This is a genomic window from Streptomyces albidicamelliae (genome assembly GCF_025642175.1).
GTDB classification, from domain to species: Bacteria; Actinomycetota; Actinomycetes; order Streptomycetales; family Streptomycetaceae; genus Streptomyces; species Streptomyces albidocamelliae.
This window is the reverse complement of the sequence record NZ_CP106795.1, coordinates 5117343-5140409: the sequence shown is the minus strand read 5'-3', so window position 1 is coordinate 5140409 and position 23067 is coordinate 5117343. Positions and strand designations below refer to the sequence as shown.

Below are 23067 nucleotides of genomic sequence, written 5' to 3'. Positions count from 1 at the left end.
ATCCGGGTCCGCCCTTTCCGTTCGTCCGGCCTGCTCGGCCTGCTCGGCCTGCTCGGCCTGTTCAGCCTGTTCAGCCTGTTCAGCGGCCGAGGATCGTCCGGATCCGGGCCGCGTTGTCCTGCGTGACCTTCCACAGCTGTTCCTGCCGGTCGTGCACGTCGGCGACGGTCCGGTCGTGGTGGTCGAGGATGTCCAGCGCCCGCTCGGTGAGCACGGCGCCGAGGTCCCGCTCGTGGACGGAGACGCCCCACTCGGGACGCTCGATGTCACGGAGGAAGTACGCCATCTTCGGGTGCGAGATCAGGCTGATGACGGGCGTGCCGACGCCGAAGGGGATCATTCCGGCGTGCCCGCGCATGCCGATGACCAGACGGGTCCTGGCGTACGTCTCGCGGATCGCGTCGTTGTCGAAGTCGTACATCGGGATCACCGGCAGCGAGATCCCGTGCTCGCGGCGCAGGTCGAACGCGATCCGCTCGTCGTCCAGGGAGTGGGCGACGCACCGGACCTCGGTGTGCGCCCCGATGGCCCGGACGGCCTTGGCGATCTCGCCGAGGAAGTGCGCGTAGTCGTGGCCGAAGCGCAGCCCGGCGCGGTCGTAGGCGGCGTTCAGCAGGACGGTGTCCTCGCGGTGCGCCGGGTCGGTCCAGCCGGGCAGCAGCCGGCGCATGACCGTCGTCGGACAGGGCTGGAAGACGACCTTGTCGTGCAGTTCCGGCGGCAGCAGCGAGCGGACCTTGGCGATGGAGCCGTGGTTGCGCAGCCCGAAGAACGAGGACTTCTCCACCAGCAGGCGCAGGCTCTCGTTGAACCGCCGGGCCCGGTACGACTGTCCGTCGAAGGCGTTGAAGCCGACCGCGAACACCATGATCGGCACGTCGACGGCGTCAAGGTGCTCGTCCGGGACGTTCCACTGCCAGGCGCTGTTGCCGTTGGGCATGGTGTCCGGGATGAACAGTCCGCCGCCGCCGATCACCAGGCCCCGGCGGGCGTTGACGCGTTCCAGGGCCGCCTGGTCGAAGAGGCGGTGGGCGTGGACGGAGTGCCAGCGCCGGGAGGTGGTGTCGGCGCCGAAGGCCAGCCGGACGGTCTCGGGCAGCAGCTTGTCGCCGGCGTTGCCCTGCCGGTCCATGTAGAAGGCGACGTGCGCCAGCTGGTCCTCGGCGGCGCCCTGCTCCTGGGCGGGCACCGCGGCGGAGCGCTGGGCCCACAGGCGGCTGGAGCGGTGGGTGGGGTCGACGGTGAGACCGGCCGTGGCGTACTTCAGGGCCTCGGTGTTGTCGCCGTGCACCCATGCCAGCTGGGCGAGGCGGGAGTAGGCGGTGGCGGCCCGGTTGGGGGCGGCGGTGGCCATCAGCAGCTGGGTCCTGGCCTCCTCGTAGCGGGAGACGCTCAGCAGGGCGTGGCCGAGGATCTCGTGCGGCCAGGCCTCGTCCAGCGGGATGCGGACACCGCTCAGGATGTCGACGGCGTCCTGGTACTCGCCGGCCGCGATGTGCGCGGCGGCCAGCTTGCGCGCGGCCTCGACGTCTCCGGTGCGTCTGACGTGCGGGGTGCCGAAGTGCACCAGCAGGTCGTGGTGGTGGCCGCCCTTGGCCAGGTAGGCCGCGTGGAACTCGGCGTCGCCGAGGACGAACTCGCGCCAGCGCTCCTCGGCCTGCGCGTACCCGGCCTCGCCGCCCTGCCAGGGCTTGTGCCGGCCGGTGAAGTGCAGGATCGCGGTGTCGTCGGGGACCGGCAGGTCGCCGGAGAGCCGCCGCTTGACGAAGTTGTAGCGGGTGTCGAGGCGGACGAAGTCACCGTCGAGGACGGCGTTGAGGATGCCCTGGTCGTGCTTGTCCAGCTCGTAGGCACCGGTGCGTCCGGCCTGGTCGATCTTCGCGCAGAACTCGTCCGACAGGTACTCGCGCTGGATGACCAGCAGCCCGGAGTTCAGCTTGTGCCGGCCGTAGAAGAACTGCGGGACGGCCGCGAGTCCCTCGCGCAGCTCCAGCAGTTCGCCCAGGTCGCCGAGGACGACCATGTCCGTGTCGAGGGTGATGACCGTGTCGTAGTCACGGGTCCTGAAGACGTCGAGGATGAAGTACGCCTTGCGGACCAGGTAGTTGTCCTGGTCGCCCTTGACGTAGGAGTCGTAGTGGCCGGCGTCGACGCGGCGCAGCACGATCCTCGGGTGCAGGGCGCGGATGCGGGCGATCGAGGAGGGCTTCAGGTCGTCGTGCAGGACGATGAAGTCCTCGCAGACGCCGGGGTTGGACAGGGCGAGGCTGCGCAGCAGGACGAGGAAGCCGGGCAGGTAGTTCTCGTCGACGAAGCTCGCGAAGGCGATGCGCCGTTTGCCGGTCAGTGCCTGCGCCGAGGTGTCCGGGACGGCGGGGCTGAGTGTGGTGGTCATCGCAGGGATATCCTCATGTCGGTCACGCTCTGGGCCCGCTCCATGACCCATGCCTTCTCGCTGGTGTATTCGTGCACGGAGGTGATGGCGAGCTTCATGGCCTCGGGCACGCGGTAGGCGCCGCTCTCGTAGAAGTCGAAGCCGATCAGGTCGAGCTTCGGGCTGACGTCCAGGAAGTCCAGCAGCCAGAGCATGTTGAAGCCGGTGGTCGGGATGCCGGACCAGACGTCGTTGCCGAGCCGGCCGATGTTGCGCACGGGCCAGCGCAGCGACTCGTCGCCGAGGTACTGCTGGGCGCCGGGCACCAGGCGGTTGCGCAGCGAGTGCTTCCAGTCGCCGGTGACGCCGCCGAAGACGAGCCGGGTGGTCACCGGCTTGCCCCAGTTGAAGCCGTGCTTGTGGATGGTGGCGTGGATGTCGGTACGGCTGCCGGTGTGCCCGGGGTCGATCCTGTACGAGTTGAAGCGCACGACCAGGTCGTAGCCGTCGATCTCGGCGCCCATCCCGCTCTCGCCCACGCGCCCGGAGTTGGCGATCAGACAGATCGACTTGCCGGCGATCAGGTTGCGGAACTCGCCGAGGCCGATCCAGCGCACCCCGCCGACGGTCGGGTCGGCGACCGGGCCGCGCATCCTGAGCCGGCGCTGCTCGGCGTAGAGCGCGACGGCCTCGCTGAGGGCGGCGGGGTCCGTCGCGTGGACGCCGGTGCGCAGGTCCAGGTACTGGCTGAGCAGCTCCTGCCGGTCGGCGACGGGGGCCTCGTCGGCGGCGAGCGCCAGCAGGGCGCCGACCAGCCGGGGCTCGGCCGCCGTCCAGTCGCCGGCGGCGTGCAGGGCGAGGCCGTCGGCCCACACGTCGGTGGCGGGTCCGGCGGCGAACTCGGCGGCTCCCGGGCACTGCTTGCGCAGCAGGTCCAGCAGTTCGCGCTCGCGTTCGGCGGCCCGGCGCAGCCCGGCGATCCGGGCGGCGACGCCGAACCCGTCCTCCGTGGTCAGCTCCAGGTAGCGCTCGTAGGCCCGGACGGCTTCGAGTTCCTCACCGACGGCCTCCAGGACGCGGGCGCGCAGCCGCCAGCCGGCGCGGGAGTTCCGGCGCTCGGCGAGGACGGTCTCACTGATCCGGAGGGCGAGGTCCAGCTCGTCGGAGTAGCCGCATTCCAGGGCCTTGTTGGCGACGGCCAGCAGGGCGTCCAGGAGGTCGTTCGTGATGCCGCCTGCGGGTGCCGCCGCGCCCTTCACGGCCCGCTTGAGCAGGGCGGTCGCGCCCGCGGCGGGGGCCGGTGCGGCGGAGCCGGTCGCGTCGGTGCTGAACACGACGAGCAACTTGCGCAGCTGCTCCGCCAGTTCCGTGCGGCGGCGGTCGAGACTGCCGACGACTTTGCCGCTGTGCACGGCGCACGCGCGCAGGCAGTCGTCCAGCTCCCCTGCACGCACAGGCGTCCGCCGGTTCTGGACCCTTGTCATAGCTCTCCTGATTTTTGCCAAGCAAATACAGCCTTTACGGCTGAATGCCATGCGTTTGCCAAAACGTGGGGGTGGATGGAGAAACTAGGAAGCTAAAACGACGTTCAGGTGAACTGACCGGGGCGCCCGGACGAATGGTTGGGCTGTCAACCAAGCCGTTTCTGTGATTCGCCCAGGTGCCGCAGGTGCGACTCCTCCGTGCCGGGGACCTTCACAAAAGAAACCGAGATGATCAATGGTTGTCCGGGTAGGCGCCGAGCACCATGCCTGCCTCATCCCCCACCCTCGCCGCCGTTTCCGTGTCTCCCGCTCCGGGGACGGCCTCCGCCCCCTTCACCTCCTCCGCTCCCGGCGGCCGCCGGGAGCGCCTGCTCGCCCTGGACGGCCTGCGTCTGGTGGCCGCCCTGATGGTCTGCCTCTACCACTACGCCGGGCGCGGCGGCACGGTGTCCGAGTCCTGGCACCAGACCCCGGCCCATGTCTTCCCGACCCTGTCCCGGGCGGCCACCTACGGCTGCCTGGGCGTGCAGTTCTTCTTCGTCATCAGCGGCTTCGTCATCTGCATGAGCAGCTGGGGCCGCACCCTCGGCGACTTCTTCCGCTCCCGGGTCGCCCGGCTCTACCCCGCCTACTGGGTCGCCCTGGTGCTGGTCACCGCGGCCGCCATGGTCCTGCCGGCCGTCGTGCACCCGGTCCGCCCGGACGAGTTCCTGGTCAACCTGACGATGATGCAGCAGCCCATGGGCGCCGACCGGATCCTCGGCGTGTGCTGGACGCTCTGGGTCGAGGTGCGCTTCTACGCGCTGTTCGCCCTGCTCGTGGTGGTGCGCGGCGTCACCTACCGCCGGGTGGTGCTGTTCGCCTGCGGGTGGACCCTGGCGGCGGTGGTGTGCCGTACCTCGGGCAACGCGCTCACGGACCAGATCGTCATGCCCGACTACGCGCCCTTCTTCGTCGGCGGTCTCGCCCTCTATCTGATCCACCGCTTCGGGAGCGACCTGCTGCTGTGGGGCATCGTCGCCGTGTCCTGGCTGCTCGGGCAGGCCGACGCCACGCGCGGGCTGTGGCACGCCGGCGCCCAGGGCGACTTCCACCGCGAGCCGTCGGTCATCCTGGCGATCGTCACCCTGGCCTTCGCCGCGGTCGCCGCGGTGGCGCTGGGCTGGACGCGGTGGGTGGGCTGGTCCTGGCTGGTCACGGCCGGCGCGCTGACGTACCCGTTCTACCTGGTCCACGAGCACCTGGGCTGGTTCGTCATCCGGGTGCTGCACCGGGGTCTGGGCCTGCCGCCGTGGCCGACGCTCCTGCTGACCGTCCTGGTCATGCTCGGGCTGGCACAGTTCATCCACCGCTTTGTGGAGAAACCTTTCGGTCCGCGGCTGAAAAGGGCGTTGAAGAGGGTCCGAACACCGGAAATCTCCTCGCAGTTCACCTCGGCGAAAGACGGAAAGGAATCGGCCGGTTCCGTGTGAGCGCCGGGAATTGGGCAGTCGTCGCCGTACCGAGGGAGTGCCTCCGCCGCATGGCCACCATCCAGGAAGCGACCCGACCGCCCCATCGTCTCGACGACGTCCCGGGGTGGTTCCCGGTCCTCGACCAGCTGCTCTTCGACTGGCTCCTGAACCGGCAGGAGGCCGCCGGAATGCGCGGCGACCTGCTGGAGATAGGGGTCTACCTGGGCAAGAGCGCGATCTTCACCGGCCGGCACCGCCGGCCGGGCGAGAAGTACACCGTGTGCGACCTCTTCGAGGGCGAGGCCCCGGACGACGCCAACCGGGCGGAGTCCGCCAAGTCCTACAGCGCGCTGACCCGAGGGCGCTTCGAGGCCAACTACCGGGCCTTCCACGACGAGCTGCCCCGGGTCCTGCAGGGGCCCAGCTCGCTGGTGGCCGCCGAGGTCGAGCCGCGGTCCTGCCGGTTCGTGCACGTCGACGGCTCGCACCTGTACGAGCACGTGCGCGACGACATAGGGGCGGCGCACGAGCTGCTGGGGCCCGAGGGCATCGTCGTGCTCGACGACTTCCGCTCCGAGCACACGCCGGGGGTGTCCGTCGCCCCGTGGGAGGCGGTGCTCAACCGCGGCCTGCGCCCCGTCTGCCTGAGCACGCAGAAGCTCTACGGCACCTGGGGCGATCCGGCGCCGGTCCAGCGGGAGCTGCTGGCCATGGCCCGCGAGCGGTCGGACTGCCATGTGAGCGTCCAGGAGGCCGCCGGGCACCGGATCGTCCGGCTGAAGTCCAAGGGCATGCCGGCGCCGGCGTTCCCGCTCTCCCGGCACGCGGAGGAAGCCGCGGAGCCGGCGCCCGGAGTGACCCTGCGGGCGGCGGCGCCCGCACCGGCGCCGGCCGCCCGGCCCGCTCCCCGCTACGGCCGGCGGGTCCGCCGGGTCGCCGTCGACCTGCTGCCGCCGGTCGTCACCCGGGCCATCCGCAACGCCCGCGCGGCCCGGGGCTGACCGCCCCCTCAGCCGATCCCGTACCGCGCCCCGACACCCGCGATCACCAGGGCCAGCCCCTCCTCGAACTGCTCGTCGTAGTCGTCGAAGAGCAGCTGCCCGGCCTCGGCCGCCAGCGGGTGGGCGGCCATGCGCCGGGCCCGCTCCGCCACGTCGTACCCTTCCCGGCGCTCGCCGGGCAGGGGGACGACGCCCTGTTCCTCGGTGACGAAGCCGATGGTGAACATGCTCGCGGTCCGGGCCGCGTTGACCGCCTGCGCGAGGCTGAGCCCGGCGGCCGTCAGCACCCTCAGGTGCTCCTCCATCCCGCGCGCGTGCTCGGTGCCCGTGAAGCGTGAGCCGCTGAAGACCTTGGCGCCGTCCCGGTAGCCGAGCAGCGCGGCCCGCAGCCCGCGGTTGGCCTTGAGCAGCCGCTCCCGCCAGGTGTCGGCCGGGTCGAACACCGTGCCGGCGACCATCCGCCGGTACATCTCCGTCGCCATCTCGTCGAGCAGCGCCTGTTTGTCCTTGAAGTGCCAGTAGAGGGCGGGCGCCTTGACGTCCAGCTCCTTGGCGATGGCGCGCAGCGTCAGCCCGTCCAGGCCGACCTCGTTCAGCAGGCGCAGCGCGGTCCGGGCGACCCGCTCGCGGTCCAGGGGCGTGCGTCGTTCCGTACTCACACTTGACAGCTTAACAGCGTTAAGGGCACGCTCGTCGGCAACGGAACTTAACGTTGTTAAGGAGACAGGTGATGGATGTCCTGATCGTGGGCGCGGGGCCGACGGGTCTCACCCTCGCCATCGACCTCGTCCGGCGCGGGGTGGACGCGCTGGTGGTGGAGCGGGCCGAGGGACTCTTCCCGGGCTCGCGCGGCAAGGGGATCCAGCCGCGCACCCAGGAGGTCTTCGACGACCTCGGCGTCCTCGGCGCGATCCGCGCGGCGGGCGGCCCCTACCCGGCGATGATGATCTGGAAGGACGGCGAACGCCAGGGCGAGCAGCGGATGTTCGACGCCGTGCCGGCGGACGGGCAGAACCCGTACACCGAGCCGCTGATGGTCGCGCAGTGGCGCACGCAGGAGGTCCTGTACGCGCGGCTGACCGAACTGGGCGGCCGGGTCGCCTTCGGGCACGAGGTGACCGGCCTGACCCAGGACGCGCAGGGCGTGACCGTGGAGTGCGCCGACGGCACGCTACTCGGCGCGCGGTACGTCGTCGCGGCCGACGGCGGCCGGTCCGTCGTGCGCCGGGCCCTGGGCGTCGGCATGACCGGGGAGACGGTCGACCCGGCGCCGTTCCTGGTGGCGGACGTGACGGTCCGGGGGCTCGACCGGAACCACTGGCATGTGTTCCCGACGGGCGAGGGCACCGCCGTCACCCTCTGCCCGCTCGCCGGGACGGACGTCTTCCAGCTGAGCGCGCGCTGCGCGGAGGGCACCGCGCCCGAACCGGCCCTGAACGGCGTCCGCGAACTGGTCGGCGCGGCCACGCACCTGGCCGCCGCGGACGTGACGGAGCTGCGCTGGGCCTCCGGCTTCCGGCCGCGCGCCGCCCTCGCGGACCGGTTCCGCGTCGGCCGTGTCTTCCTGGCGGGCGACGCGGCCCACGTCCACTCGCCGGCCGGCGGGCAGGGCCTGAACACCGGTGTGCAGGACGCCTACAACCTGGGCTGGAAGCTGGGCGCCGTACTGCGGGGCGGGGCGCCCGACGCCCTGCTGGACACCTACGAGGAGGAACGGCGCGCGAACGCCGCCGCCGTGCTCGACCTGTCGACGGGGGTCCACCGCGGCGAGGTGCGGCGCGGGAGGGCGACGGTCCAGCTCGGGCTCGGCTACCCGGAGTCCTCGCTGAGCGTCGACACCCGGGGCGCCGGCGAGGAGGCCACCGGAGTGCGCGCGGGCGACCGGGCACCCGACGGCGCGGTGGACGGCGTACGGCTCTTCGACGCCTTCCGCGGGCCGCACTGGACCCTGCTGGGGGCGGCCGGCGCCCTCCCCGGCGTGCGGACGCTGCCGGCCGCCCCGGACTCCTACGGCCCGGGGGTCTTCCTGGTCCGCCCGGACGGCTACGTCGGCTGGGCGGGCACCGGCACGGAGGGCCTGCGCGCGTACGCGGCGCGCACCGGGGCCCTCGTCGCGCCGTGAGGCGTCAGGAGCTCGCGAGCGACAGCTTCACCGCGAACCCGAGGAACAGCGCGCCGGCCGCCGAGGTCGCCGTCGCCGACAGCCGCTTGCGGCGGCGGAAGGCGGCGGCCAGGCGGGTGCCGCCGAAGATCAGCGCGGTGAGGTACAGGAAGCTGGCCACCTGGGCGAAGGCGCCGAGCACCACGAAGGACAGCGCCGGATAGGCGTACCCGGGGTCGACGAACTGCACGAAGAAGGCGACGAAGAACAGGATCGCCTTGGGGTTGAACAGGCTGACGACGAGAGCACGGCGGAAGGGCCGCTCCACGGTGCCGGCCGCCGTGACGGCGTCCTCCACGGCCTTCTTCCGCCGGGTGCGCCACATGGTCCACGCGGTCCGCATCATGCCGATCGCGAGCCAGGTCAGATAGCCGGCACCGGCGTACTTCACGATCCCGAACAGCACGGCGTTGGCCTGGAGGAGGGAGGCGACCCCGGCGGCGGACAGCGTCATCAGCACGGTGTCCCCGCACCACACGCCGGCGGCGGCCGTGTAGCCGGCCCGCACACCGCGGCGGGCGGCCACGGACAGGACGTAGAGGGAGTTGGGGCCGGGCAGCAGGACGATCAGCACGAGACCGGCCAGATAGGTGGGGAGATCGATGACGCCGAACATGAGAAGGAGTGTCGCACGGCGGTACGACGGCGTCTGCGGCGCCGGTCTCAGAACGCGTCGCTCGGCACGTGGCTCCCCCACACCTCGCGCAGCGCCCCGCACACCTCCCCCACGGTCGCCCGGGCGCGCAGCGCCTCCTTCATCGGGTACAGCACGTTGTCCTCGCCCTCGGCCGCCTTCTTCAGCGCGTCCAGGGCCGAGGCCACCGCCGCCCCGTCCCGGGCGGCCCGCAGCTCGGCCAGCCGTGCCGTCTGCCGGGCCTCGATGGCGGGGTCCACCCGCAGGGGCTGGTACGGCTCCTCCTCGTCGAGCCGGAAGCGGTTGACACCGACCACCACCCGTTCGCCCGCGTCGGTCTCCTGCGCGATGCGGTAGGCGTTGCGCTCGATCTCGCCCTTCTGGAAGCCCTGCTCGATCGCCGCCACGGCGCCGCCCAGGTCCTCGACCCTGCGCATCAGGCCGACGGCCGCCTCCTCCACGTCGTCCGTCATCCGCTCCACGGCGTAGGAGCCCGCGAACGGGTCGACGGTCGCCGGCACGTCCGTCTCGTACGCCAGCACCTGCTGCGTTCGCAGCGCCAGGCGGGCGCTCCTGTCGGTCGGCAGCGCGATCGCCTCGTCGAAGGAGTTGGTGTGCAGGGACTGGGTGCCGCCGAGCACCGCGCCGAGGGCCTGCACGGCGACCCGGACCAGGTTCACCTCCGGCTGCTGGGCCGTCAGCTGCACGCCTGCCGTCTGGGTGTGGAAGCGCAGCATCAGCGACTTCGGGTTCTTCGCGCCGAACTCCTCCCGCATCACCCGCGCCCAGATCCGGCGCGCCGCGCGGAACTTCGCGACCTCCTCCAGCAGCGTCGTACGGGCCACGAAGAAGAAGGACAGCCGCGGGGCGAAGTCGTCGACGTCCATGCCCGCCGCCACCGCCGTACGGACGTACTCGATGCCGTCGGCCAGCGTGAACGCGATCTCCTGCACGGGCGAGGCACCCGCCTCGGCCATGTGGTAGCCGGAGATCGAGATCGTGTTCCACTTCGGGATCTCCGCGCTGCAGTAGCGGAAGATGTCCGCGGTCAGCCGCAGCGAGGGACCCGGCGGGAAGATGTACGTGCCCCGCGCGATGTACTCCTTCAGTACGTCGTTCTGGATCGTGCCGGTCAGCCGGTCCGCCGGGACGCCCTGCTCCTCCGCCACCAGCTGGTACAGCAGGAGCAGCAGCGCCGCCGGCGCGTTGATCGTCATCGACGTGGACACCTCGCCCAGCGGGATGCCGTCGAACAGCACCCGCATGTCCTCGATCGAGTCGATCGCCACGCCGACCTTGCCCACCTCGCCGTGGGCGAGGGGCGCGTCGGAGTCGTGGCCCATCTGGGTGGGCAGGTCGAAGGCGACCGAGAGACCGGTGGTGCCGTGGGCGATCAGCTGCCGGTAGCGGGCGTTGGACTCGGCGGCCGTGCCGAAGCCGGCGTACTGCCGCATGGTCCAGGGGCGGCCGGTGTACATGGTCGGGTAGACCCCGCGGGTGAACGGGTACGCGCCCGGCTCGCCCAGCTTCGCGGCCGGGTCCCAGCCGGCCAGACCTGCCGGCCCGTACACCGGCTCGACCGGCAGTCCCGACTCCGACTCGTGCGTCATGGATGCCTCCGCGGTACGTGGTGCTCCCCCTCACCATGCCCCGTAGTTCGGCGGCGGTCACGCGGGGAAGCATCCCCGGCATGAGGAACACGGTCAGATCCGCCGCCGTACTCGCCTCGGCCGCCGCTCTCGCGGCCCTCTTCGGCTGCACCGTGCAGCCCGTGGGCCCGGACGGCAAGCGCTCCTTGCCGGTGCACGTCGAACTGCCGTCGAGCCGGGCTCCCGACCCCACCCGTTCGGCCGCCGGCACACCCCCCGCGTCGCCGTCGCGGGTGCTGTTCTCGCGCGGCGACAGCGGGCCGGGCGTACGGGAGCTCCAGGCGCGGCTGCGCCAGGTGGACTGGCTGTTCGACGGGCCGACGGGCACGTACGACGACCTGACCGAACGGGCCGTCAGCGGCTTCCAGGGCAAGCGGGGCCTGCCCCGGACCGGCGCGGCGGACTCCGTGACCTGGCGGCGGCTGCTGGCGATGACGCGCCCGCCGGGGAAGTGGGAGCTGTACCTGATGGGCGGTCAGCCGGCCGCCGCGCCCGATCCGCGCTGCATGACGGGACGGGTGCTGTGCATCAGCAAGACCAGCCGCACGCTGCGCTGGATGGTGGACGGGCGGACCCTGTCGACGATGTCCGTGCGCTTCGGCTCCCAGTACACCCCGACCCGCGAGGGGGTCTTCCGCGTCTACTGGAAATCACGGCACCATGTGTCGACGCTCTACCACTCGTCGATGCCGTACGCCATGTTCTTCAGCGGCGGCCAGGCGGTGCACTACTCCTACGACTTCGCGGCGCGCGGATACGCGGGCGGCTCGCACGGCTGTGTGAACGTCCGGGACGAGACGGCGGTCGCCGCGCTCTTCGCACAGGTGCGCGGGGGCGACAAAGTCGTCGTGTCCTGGTGAGAGAGGGATTCGGGGCGCGGGCGGGACCGGGGGAACGTGTCCCGCCCGCGCCAGGTGCACGAGCCGTAGGTACGGGGGGAACCCCGGCTCAGTGCGACGGCCGATGACCAGTCGGCTCACTCATTACTGCGTCGCGGGGTCCGGAAACGTCACACCTCGCGCCAAGAAATTTTCGCGATGTCTAAAACCGCAGGTCACAGGGGTGAGTAGGGCTCAGAGGGCGGAGTAGGTCGGGCTCGGTACCGAGGTCGGCGAGGTCCCGCCCGGGTGGCCGGGGGTCTTCGGGGCGAAGGCGGAGGGAGCGGGTACGGCACCCCGGCGGTGCCTCCCCCCGCCGCCGTCACCGTGCTCGCCGCCGCGCCGGCCGGGGTGGCTGTCGTCGTCCCCGCCCTGGCCGTCCCGGTCCTCGCCGTCCTTGCCCTTGTCGCGGTCCTTGCCGCCGCCCTTGCCCCGGTCGCCGTCGTCCTGGCCGCCGGCGTCCGTGCCGTCCTTGCCGCCGGTCGCGCCGCCGGGGTGCCCGCCGGCCGCGAGGACGACCTTGCAGTACCGGCTCACCCGCCCGGAGCCGCCCGCCAGGTGCTCCAGCGCGCGCTTGCGGACGGCGGCGGGTTCCCTGCCGTCCCGGAGGTCGCGGCAGGCGGCGGCGACGCCGTCCCACCCGGTACCGGAACTCGCGGAGGGCGGGGCGCCGGGGCCGGGGACGTCGCTCGCACCCGGGTCCTCGTCCGGGGCTGCGGCCTCGTCGGAGGCGCCGCCGGGGGTGCCGACGGCGCTGCCGCCCGGCGTGCCCGGCGCGGTGCCGGACGGGGTGCCCTGGGAGGGCGAGGCGAGCGGTTCCCCGGAGGTCCCGGCGCTGACGGTGACCGCGGGGCCGGGGGTTCGTCGTCGAACGGCGTGGGCAGCACCCCGCTCCCGGCGGCGACCGCGACTCCGCCGAGCGTGCCGACGGCCAGCGTCGCGGCGAGCGCGAAGCGTGCCGGGCGGGCCCAGCGGGGCGGCGCGCGCCGGTTCCGGTACGGCCCGCGCCGCCGATGCGGATCAGGCCCGCGTCGGCACCGTCCGCGGGGGTGCCGGAGCGCCGGCCGGGGGCGCGGGCGGCGAGATCCGCGGGGGTGCGCTCGGCGTCCGCGGCCTCGCGGGCCTTGCGGAACGCGGCCAGGGCGGCCTCTTCACCGGGGAGTTCCCCTGCGGCGGGGCCGGCTTCCGCGGCCAGTGCGCCGAGTGCCCGGGAGAGGCGTTCTGCCTGGTCACGCGCGCAGGGGTCGACGGCTTCCAGCGGCTCTCCGCGCAGCAGGCGTTCCGCCGTCTCACGGTCCAGCCACTTGTCCTGCTCGTCGGCCATCACATGTCCTTCTGCGTCCGCGCACGCGGATGCGTCACAGTGGCGGACGTCACCGCGCGACCGCGCGGTTCTCGCTGGGGTGGCAGCGCGTCGAGCACGCCCGCCGATTCCGGATCGTCGCCGAGCAGCTCCGCCAGCCGCTTCAGGCCCCGGTGCGCGGCGGTCCGTACGGCGCCCGCGCGTTTGCCGAGCGTCTCGGCCGCGCTCTTGGCGTCCAGGCCGACCACCACCCGGAGGACGACCGCTTCGGCCTGGTCCTGGGGAAGGCGCGCGATGAGGGAGAGGGCGCTGCCGGTCGCCAGGGCCTCGATGGCCTCGCCCGCCGTGTCGGACTCGGCGGCCCGGCCGGTCAGTTCGGTCTCGTCGCCGCCTATGGCGGGGCGGCGGCCGCGCATGCGTATGTGGTCCAGGGCGCGGTTGCGGGCGATACGGGCGGCCCAGCCGCGGAACCGGTCGGCGTCGCCGCTGAACCGGTCGAGGTCCCGGGCGATCTGCAACCAGGCCTCGGACGCGACGTCCTCGGCGTCCGGATCGCCGACCAGCGTGCGCACGTATCCGAGCAGCCGGGGATGCACCGCGCGGTACACCGTACGGAACGCGGTCTCATCACCGTTCTGTGCTGCACGTACTGCGGCGGTCAGCTCCGCGTCGTCCCCCAGCACCGCACTCCCTCTACGCCTGTCTTCGGTCGGCGCGAAAGGCACGTTACGGCGTGAAACCGCTCCTCGTCCATGTCTGTAGAAGATGCAACTAACTCGTGACCGGGTGCGGATGTGCGCAGGGTGAGGACCGGCCGTGGCGGGGTGTGACAGAAAACGCACTCATGGCGCTGTAGGAAGTACGGGCCCGCGCGGCCCGTCCGCGCGACGGCCGGGGCCTCTCCTGTGGGGGGTGGCGGCCCCGGCCGTTGCCTTCGCGGGGCACGGCCGGACGGCCGGACTCACTTCTTGGCGCCGGACCCGCTGTCCGCGGTGGGGCTATCGCCGTTCTTGCCGTTGTTCTCACGGTTGCCGGCATCGCCGTTCCGGTCGCTGTTGCCGGAGTTGTTCCCCTTGTTGGCGTTCGCACCGGGCGAGGCCCCGGCGTTCCGCCCCGGCGAGCCCCCCTGCCGGGCGGCCCGCGCGATCCGGTCGGCGCAGTAGGAGGCGACCTGTTCGGGTCCGCCCGCCGCCGCGGCCAGCCGCTGCCAGGCCGTCGCCTCCAGGGCGTTGCCCCGGTCACCGGCCCGTACGTAGGTACGGCAGTGGGCCAGGGTGTCCTTCGCGGTGTCCGGGTGCCCGGGCCGGGCGCCGGGAGCCGACGGGGACGCGCCGGCGGAACCGGGCGTGGTGCCGGGGGCCCGCGGGTTCGCGCGCACCGACGGGTGCGCGGACCGCGAGGTGTCCCGGCCGTCCGCCGTACCGGACCCGGCCGAGCCGATCGCGGCGACGGCGACCCCGCCCAGGGCGAGGCTCGCGAGCGCCACCGAGAGCCTGCCCTTCAGCGAGAACCGGGTCCGCCGGGCCGCCTTGGGACGCCAGTCGTCCCGGGTCCGCGTCCGCGCGCCGTGCGCCCCGGACTCGCGGGCGGCCCGGAAGGCGGCCAGCGCCCGGCGCTCGCCCTCGGGTTCGGCACCGGACACGGCACCGTCCGCGCGGAGAACGGCGCCGAAGTCCGCCTCGAAGCGGGCGAACTCGGCGGAGTCCGGAAGTGCGGGGGACCGGGTGAGTCCGGGAAGGCCCCGGTGCGCGCGGTGGCGGTGCTCGGGCGCGCCCTGACGCCCGGCGGCCCCGTCCGGACGGCCGGCCGGATCGGCGGGTCCGGGGGTCCCGGCGTGGGCCGACGGGGAGACGGTGCCGCCAGGGTGTGCCCGCCGGCGGCCGGGCAGCCCGCCGCCGCTGTGCCGTTCACCCATGTCCGTTCCCGTCCCTCTGCGATCCGCCCGGCCCACCGGACACGGGCGGTCCTCCGGCCCCGTCGCGGGGGCCGGAACCGATGGTTTTCCCGTATCCATACGGCCCGTGGCCGTCGCCGTTCATCTCACGGCCTGCGCCGTTCATGTCGACTCCCCCAGCGTGCGGGGGTTCGCATCCGTCACACCCTCGTCCGCGGCGTCCGGCACGCCCAGGTGCCGGGCGAGCCGTTTCAGCCCGCGGTAGGCGGCCGTGCGGACCGCGCCGGGGCGCTTGCCGAGGACCCTCGCGGCGGCGGGGCCGTCGAGGCCCACGACCACCCGCAGCAGCACGGCCTCGGCCTGGTCCCGCGGCAGCGCCCGCACCATCTCCAGCGCCCGCTCGGTGGACAGGGACTCCAGCGCCTGGTCGTACGTGCTGTGCCCGCCGGGAAGGTCCAGCACGCTCTGGTCGAGCGCGGCCGCCCGGGGCCGCACCCGCTGGCGGCGCAGGTGGTCCAGGGCGCGGTGCCGGGCGATGGTCGCGGTCCAGCCGCGGAATCCGGCGCCGTCGCCCTTGAACCGGCCGAGGTCGCGGGCTATCTCCAGCCAGGCGTCGGAGGCCACGTCCTCCGCGTCGTCGCCGACGATGCCCCGCAGATATCCCAGCAGGCTCGGCTGCACGATCCGGTAGGCCACGGCGAACGCGGTCTCGTCGCCGTCCTGGGCCCGCGCGACGGCGGCTCCCAGTTCCCCGTCCTGCGGCTGCAGGCGGCGGCGTTCCCCTCCGTGGCCCAAGACCGTCCTCGTTCGTGCCGAGTTCATGGCCACCGCGCGGCGCGTCCCTCACGGTGCGACACGCTCCGGCCGTGTCTCCGCCTTCCAGGATCATCAGCGTCGGGCCCCACAGAAATGTCACAGTCCCCTGCGGCCCGCCACCCGCGCTTGTCAGTGCCCTTCCCTACGCTGCTCGCGCACCGACGAGGAAGCACGAGGGAAGGCATCGGCATGGGCGGCAACTGCTGGACGGACACGGGCCCCTACCAGGAGGACCTGGCGGCGGCCTTCCGCCGGGCGCAGGCGGAGGAACTGGCCGCGGACGACCACGGCTTCGGCGCCGGACGGACCGCGGAGGAGCTGTGGCGCGACCCGGACTGGCAGGAGTACATCCTCACCGGCGGCACCGGCTCGGTCCTGGACTTCCCCCTCATGACCGACGCGGCGGACCCGGACGACGGCCCCTTCCTGCGCCCGCTGACGGAGGCCGAGATCCGCGCCTTCGCGCCCGGCGGCCGCCCCACCCTCGCCGAGTGGGACGCGGCCCTGGACGACGGGCGGCTGGACTTCCCCGACCGGGCGCAGGGCAGATGCACGGTGCTCTACACGGACGGTGAGCCGACCGGCATCGGCTACTGGGGCTGCACCGCGGACTAGCGGGCCGGCCGCGCGTCGAGGAGGCCGCCGACCACCACACCCGTGACGAGGAAGGCGGCCGCCGCGGACAGCAGACCGACCTCGTAGTACGCCGCCGGAGTCGCCCAGGCGGCGGCGCAGGCGGCGCCGGCCGCGTCGAGCACGGCGAGGCCGAGCCGTCCGGCGCCGACCGCCGCGTCGCGCCGCGCCAGGGCGACGGCGGCCACGGCCAGCACCAGCGCCGCCGCCCCGGCCACCGCGGGCGTCCCGAACGTCACGCCGTACCGGATGGCGAGGGCGGGCACGAGGAACAGGGCGAACCAGTGCCGCAGGGCCTGGCGCACCAAGGCGAGGACGGGGCCCGGCGCGGCCGGCTCGCGCAGCCGGGAGGCGGCACGGCGCAGTCCCACGAGCGCGAGGACGGCCACCGCGGCGACCGGCAGCCGCTCGCCGAGCCTGCCCGGGTTGTAGAGCAGGGCGGTGTCGTAGACGACGAGGACCAGGGCGCCCAGCGCGCCGAGCGAGCCGATGAGGACCAGCAGGCCCGGCATCGAGGCGGGGGTGCGGGAGGTCTCGCGGTCCCGGGCCGCGAGCCACCGCAGGAGGCAGGGGGTCACCACGGCCGAGACGGCCCGCACGGCGATGTCGTCGTTCGTGTACGGGTTGCGCAGGTCCCACTCCACCAGGCAGAACACGACCGTGTACGACACGGCGGCCAGCGGCAGCAGCACCGACCGGGCGATCGCCCGGTACAGCCCGGCGTCGAGCCACCGCACCACGACGGCGAACGCCAGCAGGACGAAGGGGAGTTCGAGGAAGGCCTGGACGCGCAGGACCGACGGGGCGAGGAGTCCGGGCGCCGGGAAGCCGTCGGCGAACCGGCGCAGCGCGGGGTGTGCCGGGGCGAGGTCGAACCAGCCCGGCGGCAGGTACCGCGCGACGAAGGACGGATCGCCGCCGTGCACGCGCAGCACGTACACGGTGAACAGCACCTGGTTCAGGTAGATCAGCGCGGTCACCACGGCGAGCGCGGCGAGCGGCGGCACGCGCCGGCCCGGGGACGGCCCCCGGGAGAACTCGGTGCGGCCGGCAGCCGCCGGGCGCGCAGCAGCGCGAGCACGGCGGACACGGCCACCACGGCGTCCACGAACACGCGCGTCCTCACAGCCGGTGCGTCGTGCGGGGAGCCCCGCGCCGGTCCGTCTCGACGTGCCCCGTCTCCCGCGCGCACAGCGCCCGTTCGCCCGCCTCGGTCACGGTCGGATTCTCCTCCGGTCGCCGCCAGGGGTGAACACGGATACGCCGCCCCCTCGTTGACCAAGCGGATGCCGGGCGCGGGGCGTCACGCGTGCGCGGAAGGTGACGTTCGATCGGGGCCCCGCGCTGTGCAGGTGGCACCTGTGACGGCTGGTGCTGTCGTGAACATCGTCCAGAGGTGGGTCAGTGGGTCCTCGCAGTACCCGTGCGTACACACCGCTCAGTCTGAGGAGACGGGCGTGGCTGACGGCCGGGGCGGTCGCGCTGAGCGGCGCGGGCATCGTCAGCTACGCGACGGCCGACCCGCCGGCGCAGTCCGCTCCGTCGCCTCGGCCGACTTCGACGCCGACGGCTACGACGACCTGGTGATCGGCCAGCCGTACACCGCCGAGTCCGGCGACGCCATGGGCTCCTCGGTCTCCGCCGGTGACTTCGACGGCGACGGCCACCCCGACGTGCTGACCGGCCTGCCCGGCGAGGACCTCACGCGCGGCGGGGTGAACCGCTCCGACGCCGGCGCGGTGCTGCTGCTGAAGGGCGGCGCCACCGGGCTCACCGGCTCCGGCGCGGTCGCGGTCTCCCAGGACACCGCGGGTGTCCCCGGTTCCAGCGAGAGCGGCGACCGGCTCGGCTCCTCGGTGTCGCTGACCGACCTGTCCGGCTACGGGCGCGCCGACCTCGTGTTCGGCGGGGCCGGTGAGGACGGCGGCGACGGCGTCCTGATGCACCTGCCGAGCGGCAGCACCGGGCTCGGGTACCCGCAGACGACCGTGTTCGGCAGGCCGGCGCTCGGTACCGCGCCGGGCGCGGCCCTCGGGGCGAACCTGGCGCCGTAGCCACCGCGACGCCGTCCGGCCGGGGCCCCTCGCCCGGGCGCCCCGGCCGGACGGCTCAGCCGAGGGCGGTCGCGTCCCGGCACAGCAGGCGCAGCGAACCGTGCCCCTCGAAGCAGCGCCGGGCCTCGTCCACCGGGTCCCACAGCCGGCCGTCCGGGGTGCGCACCCAGTGCTCGCCACCGGTCGCCCACCACTCGGCACCGGTCTGCCGGACGATCACCTCGCCCGCGTAGGCGCCGAAGCCACGCAGCACGTTCTCCACCGCCGCGTACGGCGGTCCCTCACGGCGTATCTCCTCGATCATCCGGTCCACCCGCCACAGGCTCTGCGCCGAGTAGTCGAGCCGTACCCGCGCACCCTCGCGCATGGTCGCGACCGTGTCCGCCGCCCACCGCACGGGCTTCGCCGCGGCGTGCGGCCTGGTCTCCTGCTGTGCTGTCACGTACTGGGCTGTCACATAGGGAAGAGCGAGCCGGGGATGGCATCCGTCACCGCGATCGGCGACGTTTCACCGACCGTCGCAGGACCGCCCCACGTCCACCGCACCGCTGACACAGGATCGGCCGGTCCGTGAGGTCCGGGGCAGCGGGGACGCCGACGGCCGGAACGACGGGATCCGCTTCCTTCGGCGGCCTCACACGCCCGGCAGGGCGGTACCCCTGGCCCGGCGGGAGACCACCGCGCGCAGGACCCGGCGCCCCTCGACCGAGACGTCCAGTGCGCGGCGCAGCCCCTGCGGGCCGTGCTCGGCGAGGAGTTCCAGGACGGTGACCTGCCGGCGCAGCTCGGCGGCGACGAGCGGGGGCAGATCGCCGGTGTTGCCCGCACGCCCGGCGTCCAGGCCGTCGTCGCCGCAGGCGTCCTCCGCGGCGGGGTCGAGCAGCCGGTGGATGCGCAGGGAGGCGACCGAGCAGGCGTCGGCCCAGACGCGGACGGCGTCGGCGCCGCGCTCGGCGGGGGCCGCGTCCAGCATCCGGCGGGCGAGCCGCCCGGCCTCGTCGGTCCCGCCTTCCCCGTCGGGCCGTGCGGAACCGAGCGCGTCGCGGGCCTTCTCCAGGCCGCTCCCCCAGTCGGACCCGTCGGCGAGGCTGGCCCACAGCGGGCGCAGCAGCTCGTCGTCGCCGCCGAGCAGCGGCAGACACCGATCCAAACTGGCCAGACCGCTGGCCGCCAGACCGCGTTCGTCGGCCTGTGCGATCAGTTCCACCAGGCTCATGAAAGCCTCCCTCGCCAGGGCCCATCCGGTACGGAGCCCGCACTTCCCCTTACTGCGTGCAACGGCGCGGGAGTGTCACAGCCGGAGGTTTTCGGCCAAGAACCGGACGAGGCGCCTCAGTCCAGTCCGTCCGCCAGCCTCTTGAACCCGGCCCAGGACAGGGCCGGCCTGTCCGGGTCCCACAGCTTCTGGATCGTGGCCCGCAGGGGCATCCGGATGCCGGCGGCGACCTGTCCCTCGCTCTGCGCACCGGGGAAGTCGCTCCACACCGCGAACGAACCGCCGAGGATCTGGCCGTCGTAGCGCGCCGGCACGGCGGTCGTGCCGCGCAGCACCCGCGGGTTCCACTGCTCGTAGATGCGCTGTCCCGTCGGGTACACGAAGGTCTGCGGCTGTCCGAGCACGTAGTAGAGGTACTCGTCGTTGTAGTTGAGCACCTCGCGTCCCGCGCTCAGGTACTCCACCGGCTGCCGTGCCCCGATCTCCTTGCCGGTCCAGTAGGCGACCTGGAGGTCCTTGGCCGGCCGCACGGAGGTGCCGCGGTAGAAGCCGTCGTTCCACGCCCGCATGGTCCGGTCGTGGGCACGGACGGTGTCGGCGCGGTCGTTGAGCCAGCCGGTGGCGAGGTCGGCGACGGTGCCACCGGAGCCGTAGGCCTTCCGGGCGGCGGTGGCCAGCTGCGGATACGAGGCCTGCGGGTCCTTCACTGTCAGCGCCTGGTACTCGTCGCCGCCGAGGTGCCACTGGCTCCCGGGGAAGACCCCCGCGTACTCGTTCAGCAGGTCGTCGACGAGTTTCGCGGAGCCCGGCTCGGAGATGTCGATCGCGCCCTTGGTCGGCACCCCGCTCGCGTTGCGCAGCTGGAGTTCCGGGTGGGCCGCGAGAACGGCGCCCAGGTGCCCCGGTGAGTCGATCTCGGGGACGACGGTGATGTGCCGGCTGTTCGCCAGGTCCACGATCTTCTTGACCTGCGCCTTGGTCAGGTGGTCCCGGGAGACGATCTCGGGGTGGCTGCTGGACTCGATCCGGAAGGCCTGGTCGTCGGAGAAGTGCAGCCCCAGCTCGTTGTACTTCAGATCGCCGAGCTCACGTATCCGGTCCTCGATCCAGGCGGCGCTGTACGGCTTGCGCGCGATGTCCACCATGAACCCGCGCCGCGGCTTGGCGGGCTCGTCGCGGACGACGCCCTCCGGTGCCGTGCCGCCTCCGTGCACCGCCTGCTTCAGGGTGCGGGTGCCGTAGAAGACCCCCGCCTCGCCCGGCCCGCTGATCTCCACCCGTCCGTCGCGGACGGTCATCGCGTACGACTCCTGGTTCCCGCCCCCGCCGCCGAGCGCGAGCCGCACGTCACCGGCCCGTGCGTCGTCCTTCTCCCCCGCGTAGGCGAGCCCCAGCTCGCCGGCTATGAGCCGCCCCTCGTCGGCCAGCGCGGGGTCGCCGACGACCACCCGCTCACCGTGCCGGGGTTTCCAACCCGGGCCCCGCGCCGGCGTGTGGGAGCGCACGGCGGGGATGGTGCGCGGCGCCTCGGACATCGGATAGGAGCGGCTGGGCTCCGGACTGGCCGAGGGCGTGGCCGCGCGGCCGGAAACGGCCGCGTCGTGCCCGGCCGGCTCCCCGCCGGTCGCCGCCCACACGCCCACGCCCGTGCCGAGCGCGACCGTGCCGACCACCGCGGCGGCGATCACCGTCCGCTTCCTCACCGCTTGCCTCGCCGGTCCCCGGCGCCTGTGCTGGGCCACCCTGCCAACGTACGACCGATCGCCGCCCCGTTCGTCACCCGGGCGCTCCGAAACTCTCCCGTCCGGGTGAAATTCAGGTATCACACGGACACACAGTGACCACTCTCGATAACCTGGCGACACACATTTCACAGCATCCCCTGCCACACCACATGTGACGCGAGGACCTACGCTGCCCGCCCACCACCTCCCGTATCTCCCCAAGCCTCTCGACGCCTTCAACACGGCGCCGGGCGCCGAGGCGCGCGCGCTTCTGCTGCACTGCCTGGACAGCCTGCGCTGGTCCCACCGGATCGCGGACCACCGCCCCTATCCCGACGTGGAGGCCCTGCTGGCCGCGGCGGACGAGGCGGCGTACGACCTCTCCCCGGCCGACCTGGCGGAGGCCCTGGCCGGGGAGTCGCTCCCGGAGCTCCCCGAGGACACCTACTCGGCGGCCCACATGGCGCTGAGCGCGGCCCACGCGGCCTACGAGGCCAGATTCGGACACGCGTTCGTCATCTCCCTGGGTGATGTGCCGCCGGAGGAGGCCCTCGACCACATCCTCCAGGGCATCCGGTCACGATTGACCAACGATCCGGAGGAGGAGCGGGTCATAGCGGCCGAGGAGCTCCGGCGCCTCGCACGGGAACGGCTGCTGCTCCTGCTCCGGGCCGCGCGCGACTGCGCGACCAGCTCAAATGCCCCCTCACCCGGCAAATAGCGCAAGAACCCACCCCCGCGGTGTCCCCCGCTAGCCCAACCGCGTGCCACTTTGATCACACCGGTAGGCCCCCCGTCAGGCACGGCGCGGCGTCTCGCTACGATGCTGGGGGCCGGTGGACCGTACCCGGCCGGGCCCGACCGACAGTGAAGCCGGCGCGGCCCTAGTCCCCGCTCCCGGAGGGTTCTTCCGTGCCGGCTGGAACGCTGTACCGCGGCCGGGAAGGAATGTGGTCCTGGGTGGCTCACCGAGTCACCGGCGTCCTCATCTTCTTCTTCCTGTTCGTTCACGTGCTGGACACCGCTCTCGTGCGTGTCTCCCCCGAGGCCTACGACAAGGTCGTGGCCACGTACAAGACGCCGATCGTCGCGCTGCTGGAGTACGGCCTCGTCGCCGCCATCCTCTTCCACGCGCTCAACGGCCTGCGTGTCATCGCCGTCGACTTCTGGTCGAAGGGCCCGCGCTACCAGAAGCAGATGTTCTGGACCGTGATGGGTGTCTGGATCGTGCTGATGGCCGGGGCGATCTACCCCGTCCTCGGCCACGCCGCCCGTGTCCTCTTTGGGAGCTGACGCCGATGTCCACGACTGAAACCCCCGCGTCCGGAGTCGGCCCCGTCGAGGGCGCCCCCGTCTACACCGTCGACAACCCGGCCCCGCTGATCGAGGCGCCGCGCAAGCGCACCAAGAAGTCCCCCAAGTCGACCCGGGGCAACTTCGAGCTGGCCGCGTGGCTGTTCATGCGCCTGTCCGGCGTCGTGCTGGTCGTCCTCGTCATCGGCCACCTGCTGATCCAGCTCGTGCTGGACGGCGGCGTCTCCAAGATCGGCTTCGCCTTCGTGGCCGGCCGCTGGGCGTCCCCGTTCTGGCAGGTCTGGGACCTGCTGATGCTGTGGCTCGCCATGCTGCACGGCGCGAACGGCCTGCGCACGGTCATCAACGACTACGCCGAGCGGCCGAACAGCCGGCTGTGGCTCAAGGGCCTGCTCTACACCGCCACGGTGTTCACCATCCTGCTGGGCACGCTGGTGATCTTCACCTTCGACCCGAACATCCGCTAGGCACGGGGCTG

22 protein-coding genes are annotated in these 23067 nt (G+C 73.0%); 9 read left to right on the top strand and 13 right to left on the bottom strand.

Features of this window, described 5'->3' with window-relative positions; all coding sequences use genetic code 11:
* Positions 1 to 79: 79 nt before the first annotated feature.
* On the bottom strand, positions 80 to 2395 hold the full coding sequence (locus tag N8I86_RS23630) for a glycosyltransferase (protein ID WP_263278654.1): 2316 nt from the start codon (positions 2393 to 2395) through the stop codon (positions 80 to 82).
* Positions 2392 to 3858 carry a glycosyltransferase family 29 protein gene (locus N8I86_RS23625; protein ID WP_263278653.1) on the bottom strand — a complete coding sequence of 489 codons (1467 nt, stop codon included), beginning with the start codon at positions 3856 to 3858 and terminating at the stop codon, positions 2392 to 2394. The genes N8I86_RS23630 and N8I86_RS23625 overlap by 4 nt, the downstream gene beginning before the upstream one ends.
* Before the next feature lie 263 nt (positions 3859 to 4121).
* On the opposite strand from N8I86_RS23625, the gene N8I86_RS23620 reads away from it, so the two are divergent.
* Together N8I86_RS23620 and N8I86_RS23615 are read left to right on the top strand one after the other, a co-directional pair.
* Positions 4122 to 5330, top strand: a complete 1209-nt coding sequence (locus N8I86_RS23620) for an acyltransferase family protein (RefSeq protein WP_263278652.1) — start codon at positions 4122 to 4124, stop codon at positions 5328 to 5330.
* A 50-nt stretch (positions 5331 to 5380) separates the two neighbouring features.
* Positions 5381 to 6313: a class I SAM-dependent methyltransferase gene (locus N8I86_RS23615; protein WP_263278651.1), complete on the top strand. Its 933-nt coding sequence runs from the start codon at positions 5381 to 5383 to the stop codon at positions 6311 to 6313.
* An 8-nt stretch (positions 6314 to 6321) separates the two neighbouring features.
* Here the strand turns inward: N8I86_RS23615 and N8I86_RS23610 are convergent, their stop codons facing one another.
* Entirely contained in the window at positions 6322 to 6972 is a 651-nt protein-coding gene (locus N8I86_RS23610) for a TetR/AcrR family transcriptional regulator C-terminal domain-containing protein (RefSeq protein WP_073888916.1), read from the bottom strand.
* Positions 6973 to 7043: 71 nt separating this feature from the next.
* Here N8I86_RS23610 and N8I86_RS23605 point away from each other — a divergent pair, with 71 nt between their 5' ends.
* A complete protein-coding gene (locus N8I86_RS23605; RefSeq protein WP_263278650.1) occupies positions 7044 to 8435 on the top strand; it encodes an FAD-dependent monooxygenase in 1392 nt (463 codons plus the stop codon).
* Between the two features lie 4 nt (positions 8436 to 8439).
* Here the strand turns inward: N8I86_RS23605 and leuE are convergent, their stop codons facing one another.
* Together leuE and N8I86_RS23595 are read right to left on the bottom strand one after the other, a co-directional pair.
* On the bottom strand, positions 8440 to 9090 hold the full coding sequence (gene leuE, locus N8I86_RS23600; protein ID WP_263278649.1) for a leucine efflux protein LeuE: 651 nt from the start codon (positions 9088 to 9090) through the stop codon (positions 8440 to 8442).
* Between the two features lie 47 nt (positions 9091 to 9137).
* On the bottom strand, positions 9138 to 10718 hold the full coding sequence (locus tag N8I86_RS23595) for an acyl-CoA mutase large subunit family protein (RefSeq protein WP_073888912.1): 1581 nt from the start codon (positions 10716 to 10718) through the stop codon (positions 9138 to 9140).
* A gap of 80 nt (positions 10719 to 10798) precedes the next feature.
* Here N8I86_RS23595 and N8I86_RS23590 point away from each other — a divergent pair, with 80 nt between their 5' ends.
* Positions 10799 to 11617 (top strand): L,D-transpeptidase family protein, encoded by an 819-nt coding sequence (locus N8I86_RS23590; RefSeq protein ID WP_123436897.1) that lies wholly within the window; start codon positions 10799 to 10801, stop codon positions 11615 to 11617.
* 213 nt (positions 11618 to 11830) lie between these two features.
* Here N8I86_RS23590 and N8I86_RS23585 read toward each other — a convergent pair whose 3' ends face one another.
* The 4 genes from N8I86_RS23585 to N8I86_RS23570 form a co-directional block, all read right to left on the bottom strand.
* On the bottom strand, positions 11831 to 12172 hold the full coding sequence (locus tag N8I86_RS23585; RefSeq protein WP_263278648.1) for a hypothetical protein: 342 nt from the start codon (positions 12170 to 12172) through the stop codon (positions 11831 to 11833).
* A 786-nt stretch (positions 12173 to 12958) separates the two neighbouring features.
* Positions 12959 to 13621 carry an RNA polymerase sigma factor gene (locus N8I86_RS23580; RefSeq protein ID WP_123436899.1) on the bottom strand — a complete coding sequence of 221 codons (663 nt, stop codon included), beginning with the start codon at positions 13619 to 13621 and terminating at the stop codon, positions 12959 to 12961.
* Between the two features lie 278 nt (positions 13622 to 13899).
* Complete coding sequence (locus N8I86_RS23575; RefSeq protein ID WP_263278647.1) at positions 13900 to 14853, bottom strand: hypothetical protein; 954 nt, start codon at positions 14851 to 14853, stop codon at positions 13900 to 13902.
* A gap of 141 nt (positions 14854 to 14994) precedes the next feature.
* Entirely contained in the window at positions 14995 to 15627 is a 633-nt protein-coding gene (locus tag N8I86_RS23570) for an RNA polymerase sigma factor (RefSeq protein ID WP_073888905.1), read from the bottom strand.
* A 210-nt stretch (positions 15628 to 15837) separates the two neighbouring features.
* Between N8I86_RS23570 and N8I86_RS23565 the strand changes: the two genes are divergently transcribed.
* Positions 15838 to 16263 carry a hypothetical protein gene (locus N8I86_RS23565; RefSeq protein WP_263278646.1) on the top strand — a complete coding sequence of 142 codons (426 nt, stop codon included), beginning with the start codon at positions 15838 to 15840 and terminating at the stop codon, positions 16261 to 16263.
* Here the strand turns inward: N8I86_RS23565 and N8I86_RS23560 are convergent.
* Positions 16260 to 17288 carry a hypothetical protein gene (locus N8I86_RS23560; protein WP_263278645.1) on the bottom strand — a complete coding sequence of 343 codons (1029 nt, stop codon included), beginning with the start codon at positions 17286 to 17288 and terminating at the stop codon, positions 16260 to 16262. The genes N8I86_RS23565 and N8I86_RS23560 overlap by 4 nt on opposite strands.
* Positions 17289 to 17738: 450 nt before the next feature.
* Between N8I86_RS23560 and N8I86_RS23555 the strand changes: the two genes are divergently transcribed.
* Positions 17739 to 18335, top strand: coding sequence for an FG-GAP repeat domain-containing protein (locus tag N8I86_RS23555; protein ID WP_263278644.1), 597 nt, complete (start codon positions 17739 to 17741; stop codon positions 18333 to 18335).
* A gap of 55 nt (positions 18336 to 18390) precedes the next feature.
* Here the strand turns inward: N8I86_RS23555 and N8I86_RS23550 are convergent, their stop codons facing one another.
* The 3 genes from N8I86_RS23550 to N8I86_RS23540 all read right to left on the bottom strand — a co-directional run bounded on the left by N8I86_RS23550 (position 18391) and on the right by N8I86_RS23540 (position 21239).
* Entirely contained in the window at positions 18391 to 18777 is a 387-nt protein-coding gene (locus N8I86_RS23550) for a hypothetical protein (RefSeq protein ID WP_073890373.1), read from the bottom strand.
* Between the two features lie 192 nt (positions 18778 to 18969).
* On the bottom strand, positions 18970 to 19551 hold the full coding sequence (locus tag N8I86_RS23545) for a hypothetical protein (protein ID WP_073888846.1): 582 nt from the start codon (positions 19549 to 19551) through the stop codon (positions 18970 to 18972).
* A 116-nt stretch (positions 19552 to 19667) separates the two neighbouring features.
* Entirely contained in the window at positions 19668 to 21239 is a 1572-nt protein-coding gene (locus N8I86_RS23540) for a beta-N-acetylhexosaminidase (protein ID WP_263278643.1), read from the bottom strand.
* Positions 21240 to 21447: 208 nt separating this feature from the next.
* Between N8I86_RS23540 and N8I86_RS23535 the strand changes: the two genes are divergently transcribed.
* The 3 genes from N8I86_RS23535 (at position 21448) to N8I86_RS23525 (ending at position 23056) form a co-directional block, all read left to right on the top strand.
* On the top strand, positions 21448 to 21996 hold the full coding sequence (locus tag N8I86_RS23535; RefSeq protein WP_073888842.1) for a 2-oxo-4-hydroxy-4-carboxy-5-ureidoimidazoline decarboxylase: 549 nt from the start codon (positions 21448 to 21450) through the stop codon (positions 21994 to 21996).
* A gap of 191 nt (positions 21997 to 22187) precedes the next feature.
* Positions 22188 to 22568 carry a succinate dehydrogenase, cytochrome b556 subunit gene (gene sdhC / locus N8I86_RS23530; RefSeq protein ID WP_073888840.1) on the top strand — a complete coding sequence of 127 codons (381 nt, stop codon included), beginning with the start codon at positions 22188 to 22190 and terminating at the stop codon, positions 22566 to 22568.
* A gap of 5 nt (positions 22569 to 22573) precedes the next feature.
* Positions 22574 to 23056 carry a succinate dehydrogenase hydrophobic membrane anchor subunit gene (locus N8I86_RS23525; protein ID WP_073888838.1) on the top strand — a complete coding sequence of 161 codons (483 nt, stop codon included), beginning with the start codon at positions 22574 to 22576 and terminating at the stop codon, positions 23054 to 23056.
* Positions 23057 to 23067 lie beyond the last annotated feature (11 nt).